Genomic DNA, 6,066 nt, shown 5'->3' with positions numbered 1-6,066 from the left:
ATGGTGTGCAGGGTGCGCAGTCGCGTATCGATCTGAACGATGAGCAGGTGGCGAACACGAAGGCGATCATCGCCGCCACGAAGAAGGCCGGCATGGACGAGCGTGCCGCGGTCGTCTCCATCGCCACGGCGTTGCAGGAGTCGAAGTTGGAGAACCTGGGCCACCTGGGTGACCGGAACGACCATGACTCGCAGGGCTTGTTCCAGCAGCGTCCGTCCAGTGGTTGGGGCACGGTGGAGCAGATCACCGACCCCGAGTACTCCACGACCGCCTTCCTGAAGGGTCTGAAGCAGGTTGATGGTTGGCAGGACATGCCGTTGACCAAGGCCGCGCAGACGGTGCAGGTGTCGGCGTACCCGGATCACTACGCCCAGTGGGAGCAGCAGGCTGCTGACCTGGTCGCCAAGTACTGGAACAGCTGACCCGTACCCCTGTGGTGAGAACCAACGCCGACTGGCCGGACCCCGTACTCCGGGGGCCGGCCAGTTCGGCGTCTGACGGCCTGTGCGTGCCGTGCAGGCCCGGTGTAGTCACGTGCGGGTCTCGGCGAGGATGGGGCCACGTCTGCGTGGGACAAGTGGCGGAGCCGCCTGGGCGTGGCGCCCTCCAGACCGCCACCGCCACCGCCACCGCCACCGCCCACCCGCCCTACCGTTGCACGCCTCGTTGATCACGACCGGAACAGCTGGCCGAAGAACCAGGCCAACACCGGAACGGCTGACCGGTAGACCAACACGGAAAGCCGGCACCCGAGAGCGGGTGCCGGCTTTCGGCGTCTTCACATCAGGTCAGCTCAACGACACGGGCGCGGAGCCAGTCGACGACCGCGCCGGTGACGGCGGGATCGACCGGGTTGCGAATCTCCCGGCGGTACGCCCCCAGCGACGGCGGGCCGGGCTGGTGTCGCAGCACGTGGGTGACGTCCGGCAGGAGCCGGGTCTGCACCGGCCCGCCGGCGTGCTCGGCGATGAGCGTCAGGTCGGCCGGGTCGACCTGGAGGTCCTTGCTGCCGGTGACGGCGAGGATCGGCGCGTTGATGCGGGCGAGGTCGGGCCGTGGGTCGTACCGCAGGAACTCCCGCATCCACTTCGCGTTGATCCGCTGCCCGCCGATCCGTGTCACGTCGGCGGTGGTGGCCAGGATCTTCTCGTGGTTGCGGGACACCCTGGCCACCAGGTTCAGACGCATGAGCCGCAGTAGCAGGCGTACCGGGGCGGGCAGGGTGGGCAGGATCTGGGCTGTCTGCCAGCGCAGCACCTCGGCACCGAGCCGGGCACTGCTGGAGAGCAGGACCAGCCCGGCGGTGGTCACGCCACGCGCGGCGAGCGTGGTGGCGGTCAGTGCTCCCTCGCTGTGCCCGACCAGGAACAGCGCCCGGCTGTCCACGCTCGCGTCGGCGTCGAGTGCGGCGAGGGCCGCCTGGGCGTCGTCGACGTTGTCGTGGAACCCGGTGGGCCAGAACCCGCCGGAGCTCTCGCCGATCCCGCGCCGGTCGTACCGCAGCGTGGCGATGCCTGCGGCGGCCAACGCGGCGGCCAGGTCCCGTTGGATGCCGATGCGCATCCGGCGGTGGTCGCCGTCGCGGTTCAGCGGCCCGGAACCGGGCAGCAGCAGTGCGGTGGGGTGGGGCCCCGGACCGTCCGGCAGGGTGAGGGTGCCGACCAGGCGGTGACCGGCGGAGTGGAACGTCAGTTCCCGGTCGGTGCTCACCGGCGTACCGCCTCCGCCACGGCAGTTGCGTCGTCGGCACCGATGACCAGGGCGTCGTACCGCTGGCCGGTCAGGGTGATGCGCACGGCCGGTTGGTTGGCGCGGACGCTGACGAACTCCTTGCCGGCCCGGCCGCGCCAGGTGCCGACCTTGCGGGCGCCGGGCAGGCCGAGGCCGGGTGCCCGGATGCCTCGGGGGGCGCGCAGGCCGTCGGGCTGTACGGTGACGGCGGTTACGGCGGAGCGCGGAACGGTGACGTCGCCCCGGAGCGCCCACAGCTTCTCGGCGGGGGTGAGCCGGATGCGGATCGAGTCGGGGGTGAGGTCGATGGTGGCCATCGGCGCTCCTTCATGCTCGCTATAATCTCGTCAGCGAGAACATTATCAGAGGCGAGAACGATGGGGAGGCGCGTGTGGCCCTCGACACTGCTGAGCTGCTGCTTCATCCGGTACGGATGCGGATCGTCCAGGCATTTCTGGGCGGCCGGACGCTGACTACCACGGACCTGCGCGCCGAACTGGCGGACGTGGCCCCGGCGACGCTGTACCGGCAGGTCGCCACCCTCACCGGTCACGGGGTCCTGCGGTCGGTCGGGGAGCGGCGCATCCGGGGTGCGATCGAGCGCAGCTACCAGTTGGACGAGGCGGCGGCTGCGGTGGACGCCGACACGATCCGCGGGATGACCCCGGAACAGCACCGGCGGGCCTTCCTCACCTTCATCGCCGGGCTCCTCGCCGACTTCGACAGCTACCTCGACAGCGGTGGTGGTGACCTGGCCCGTGACCTGGCCGGCTATCGGCAGAACGCCTTCTACGCCACCGACGCCGAGCTGGTCGAGTTCATCACCCGGATGCGTGAGCTGTTCGCCGAGTACGCGGCGCTCGGGCCGGGGCCGGGCCGGACACGGCGGTTGTTCACCACCGTCCTGCTCCCGGCCGACCCGGTGACCGCTCAGGACGACGGAGATGCGCCGTCGGAGGCCACCAGTTCCACCTCGTAACCCTGCCCGTCGGACAGGTACGCGGCGTAGGTGTCGGCGCCACCGGCGTACGGGTGGCGGTCGGGGAAGAGCAGTTCCCAGCCGTACGCCGGGGCCTGCTCGACAAGCCGGTCCACCGCGGCGGGTGGACCGGCGTGAAAGGCCAGGTGGTTCAGGCCGGGCGCGAGCCGGTCGTGGCGTCGACCGGAGAGCGCGGGCGACTGCTCAAGGACGAGGTACGTCGGGCCGAGCCGCCAGGAGTGGCCGGCCGGCCACTGCTGGAACGGTGTCCAACCCAGTTTCCCGAGCAGCCAGCCCCAGCTGTGCATTGCTGCGCCCAGGTCGGGTACCCAGACCTCCACGTGGTGCAGGGCACCGAGCGTCACCGGCCTCCGCCGGGGACCCATAGCACGTCTCCGTCCGGATTTGCCGCTCTTGACAGGATAAAGAGCAGATCCGACAGCCGGTTGAGATACTTTGCCGGGAGGTGGCTGGTCCGGTCGGGGTCGTGTGCGACGAGCGCCCACGCCGACCGCTCGGCGCGCCGGGCGATCGTCCGCGCCACGTGCAGCAGTGCCGCGCCCGCGGTGCCGCCGGGGAGGATGAAGGAGTCGAGGTTGCTCAGGCGCGCGTTGTACTCGTCGCACCAGCCCTCAAGGCGCTCGACGTACCCCTCGGTGACCCGCAGCGGCGGATACTTGGGGTCCGGTTCGACCGGGGTGGACAGATCGGCGCCCACGTCGAACAGGTCGTTCTGGATCTGCCCGAGCACCGGGCGCAGGGCGTCGTCGAGCTGTCCCAGGGCCAGTGCCACGCCGATGGCCGCATTGCACTCGTCGACATCGGCGTACGCGCAGATCCGCGGGTCTGTCTTCGACACCTGCTCGTTGTTGCTCAACCTGGTCATGCCGGCGTCGCCGGCCTTGGTGTAGATGCGCGTGAGGTGGACGGCCATGACGCACAGCCTACGGATACCGGACCTGACCATCCCGACCCGCCCGCAGCCGGGTACGGGCTGGTCCGCCGGGGTGGGACCGGGTGACGCGGGTGACCCGGCGATATCCGACGTCGATGTCATCCGGGTCAACGGGGCGGCCCGACTCGCCGGCACGGTGCACGTGGTCGGTGCGAAGAACTCGGCGTTGAAGCTGATGGCCGCCGCGTTGCTCGCGCCCGGCCGAAGCGTGATCACCAACGTGCCGCGGATCACCGACATCGCCATCATGGGGGAGGTGCTGCGCCGGCTCGGCTGCGACGTGCGGTTCGACGTGGACGACCCGGTGGACCCGATGGTCGCGGTCGGCGGGGCGCCGCGCTCCCGTTCGGTGACCATCGACGTGCCGGAGCAGCCGGGGGTCGAGGCCGACTACGACCTGGTGCGTCGGCTCCGCGCGTCGATCTGCGTGCTCGGCCCGCTGCTGGCGCGGCGAGGTTACGTGCGGGTGGCGCATCCGGGCGGCGACGCGATCGGTTCGCGTGGGCTGGACATGCACATCTCCGGACTGACCCGGATGGGTGCCGACATCTCCGGTGAGCACGGCTTCGTGATCGCCTCGGCGTCGCAGGGACTGCACGGCGCGGAGATCACGCTGGAGTTTCCCAGTGTCGGGGCGACCGAGAATCTGGTCATGGCGGCGGTGCTGGCCGACGGCACCACGGTGATCGACAACGCGGCCCGCGAACCCGAGATCGTGGACATCTGCACCATGCTCATCCGGATGGGCGCGCTGATCGAGGGCGAGGGCACGTCCACCATCACGGTGGTCGGCGTACCCCGGTTGCAGCCGGTGCGGCACGCGACGGTGGGGGACCGGATCGTCGCCGGCACCTGGGCCTTCGGGGCCGCGATGACCCGCGGCGACGTCACCGTGACCGGCCTCGACCCGAGCTACCTGGAGATCGCGCTGGACAAGGTGGTCGCGGCCGGCGGCCTGGTCGAGACCCGGGCGAACGCCTTCCGGGTACGGATGGAGGAGCGGCCCCGGGCGGTGGACGTGGTGACCCTGCCCTATCCGGGCTTCGCCACCGACCTGCTGCCGATGGCGATCGGCCTGGCCGCGCTCAGCGACGGCGCCTCGCTGATCACCGAGAACATCTTCGACGGCCGGTTCATGTTCGCCAACGAGATGATGCGTCTCGGCGCGGACATCAAGACCGACGGGCACCACGCGGTCGTACGCGGCCGCGAGCGGCTCTCCGGCGCCCCGGTACGCGCCACCGACATCCGTGCCGGCGCGGGACTGATCATCGCCGGGCTCTGTGCCGACGGGGTGACCGAGGTGTCCCACGTGCACCACGTGGACCGGGGCTATCCCGACTTCGTGGCCGACCTGCGGGCGCTCGGCATCGAGGTCGAGCGGGCCACCGCGCCGGAGGAACCGGAACTGACCATCTGAGCCGCCTTAGCCGTCGTTCAGGCTCGCCGACTAGGGTGCAGACAGACACTCGAATCGCAGCGAGGGAGCAACAGATGGCGGGTCGACTCGCGGTCGTCGGTGCCGGGCTGATGGGCTCGGGCATCGCCCAGGTGGCGGCGCAGGCAGGCTGGCAGGTGACACTGCGGGATCTGGACGACGCGGCGACGCAGCGCGGCGTGGACGGCATCCGCAAGTCGCTGACCCGGTTCGCGGAGAAGGGGAAGATCTCCGCCGACGAGGTCGAGGCGACGCTCGGCCGGATCACCCCGACCACCGACCTGGAGGCGGCGGCGGACGCGGACATCGTCGTCGAGGCGGTCTTCGAGCAGTTGGAGATCAAGCACGAGGTGTTCCGCGCGCTCGACCGGATCTGCAAATCGGACGCGATCCTGGCCACCAACACCTCGGCCATCCCGGTGACCCAGATCGCGGCGGTCACCGAGCGTCCCGAGGCGGTCGTCGGCACCCACTTCTTCTCGCCGGTGCCGATGATGAAGCTCTGCGAACTGGTCCGTGGCTACAAGACCAGCGACGCGACCCTGGAGGCGGTCAAGTCCTTCGCCGAGGAGATCGGCAAGACCGTGGTGGTGGTCAACCGGGACATCGCCGGCTTCGTCACCACCCGACTCATCTGCGCCCTGGCCATGGAGGCGGTCCGGCTGGTCGAGGCCGGGGTCATCTCCGCCGAGGACCTGGACACCGCCTGCAAGCTCGGCTTCGGCCACGCCATGGGGCCGCTCGCCACCGTCGACCTGACCGGCGTCGACGTGCTGCTCAACGCGACCCGCAACATCTACACCGACACCGCCGATGAGAAGTTCTTTCCGCCGGAGCTGCTCCAGCGCATGGCCACCGCCGGGGACCTGGGCCGCAAGTCCGGCCAGGGCTTCTACTCGTACTGAGGGTGTGGTGTAAGGAAGGGCACCTTATTAACGCCTCGTGCATAGGAAGGGCCCCTTA

The 6,066-nt window shown here is 70.1% G+C and carries 8 protein-coding genes; 4 read left to right on the top strand and 4 right to left on the bottom strand.

The window, feature by feature from the left end; all coding sequences use genetic code 11:
* On the top strand, positions 1-422 hold a 422-nt coding region (locus tag EG812_RS25890; protein ID WP_126713020.1), incomplete at its 5' end, for a hypothetical protein.
* 361 nt (positions 423-783) lie between these two features.
* On the opposite strand, the gene EG812_RS25885 is transcribed toward EG812_RS25890, so the two are convergent.
* Entirely contained in the window at positions 784-1,710 is a 927-nt protein-coding gene (locus EG812_RS25885; protein WP_013735630.1) for an alpha/beta hydrolase, read from the bottom strand.
* Complete coding sequence (locus tag EG812_RS25880) at positions 1,707-2,048, bottom strand: hypothetical protein (RefSeq protein ID WP_013735629.1); 342 nt, start codon at positions 2,046-2,048, stop codon at positions 1,707-1,709. Before EG812_RS25880 ends, EG812_RS25885 begins: the two co-directional genes overlap by 4 nt.
* A 74-nt stretch (positions 2,049-2,122) precedes the next feature.
* On the opposite strand from EG812_RS25880, the gene EG812_RS25875 reads away from it, so the two are divergent.
* Positions 2,123-2,710, top strand: a complete 588-nt coding sequence (locus tag EG812_RS25875) for a helix-turn-helix domain-containing protein (protein ID WP_013735628.1) — start codon at positions 2,123-2,125, stop codon at positions 2,708-2,710.
* Here the strand turns inward: EG812_RS25875 and EG812_RS25870 are convergent.
* Both EG812_RS25870 and EG812_RS25865 read right to left on the bottom strand, forming a co-directional pair.
* Positions 2,662-3,096: a VOC family protein gene (locus tag EG812_RS25870; RefSeq protein WP_043721791.1), complete on the bottom strand. Its 435-nt coding sequence runs from the start codon at positions 3,094-3,096 to the stop codon at positions 2,662-2,664. The two genes, EG812_RS25875 and EG812_RS25870, sit on opposite strands and share 49 nt — an antisense overlap.
* Positions 3,072-3,644 (bottom strand): cob(I)yrinic acid a,c-diamide adenosyltransferase, encoded by a 573-nt coding sequence (locus tag EG812_RS25865; protein ID WP_013735626.1) that lies wholly within the window; start codon positions 3,642-3,644, stop codon positions 3,072-3,074. Before EG812_RS25865 ends, EG812_RS25870 begins: the two co-directional genes overlap by 25 nt.
* On the opposite strand from EG812_RS25865, the gene murA reads away from it, so the two are divergent.
* Together murA and EG812_RS25855 are read left to right on the top strand one after the other, a co-directional pair.
* Positions 3,643-5,085: a UDP-N-acetylglucosamine 1-carboxyvinyltransferase gene (murA, locus tag EG812_RS25860; RefSeq protein WP_126713071.1), complete on the top strand. Its 1,443-nt coding sequence runs from the start codon at positions 3,643-3,645 to the stop codon at positions 5,083-5,085. The genes EG812_RS25865 and murA overlap by 2 nt on opposite strands.
* A 74-nt stretch (positions 5,086-5,159) precedes the next feature.
* On the top strand, positions 5,160-6,008 hold the full coding sequence (locus EG812_RS25855; protein ID WP_013735624.1) for a 3-hydroxyacyl-CoA dehydrogenase family protein: 849 nt from the start codon (positions 5,160-5,162) through the stop codon (positions 6,006-6,008).
* Positions 6,009-6,066 lie beyond the last annotated feature (58 nt).

This window comes from Verrucosispora sp. FIM060022, assembly GCF_003977705.1.
Lineage (GTDB): Bacteria > Actinomycetota > Actinomycetes > Mycobacteriales > Micromonosporaceae > Micromonospora > Micromonospora gifhornensis.
Note: the sequence above shows the minus strand (reverse complement) of the source record. Positions and strands in the feature narration are given on the sequence as shown.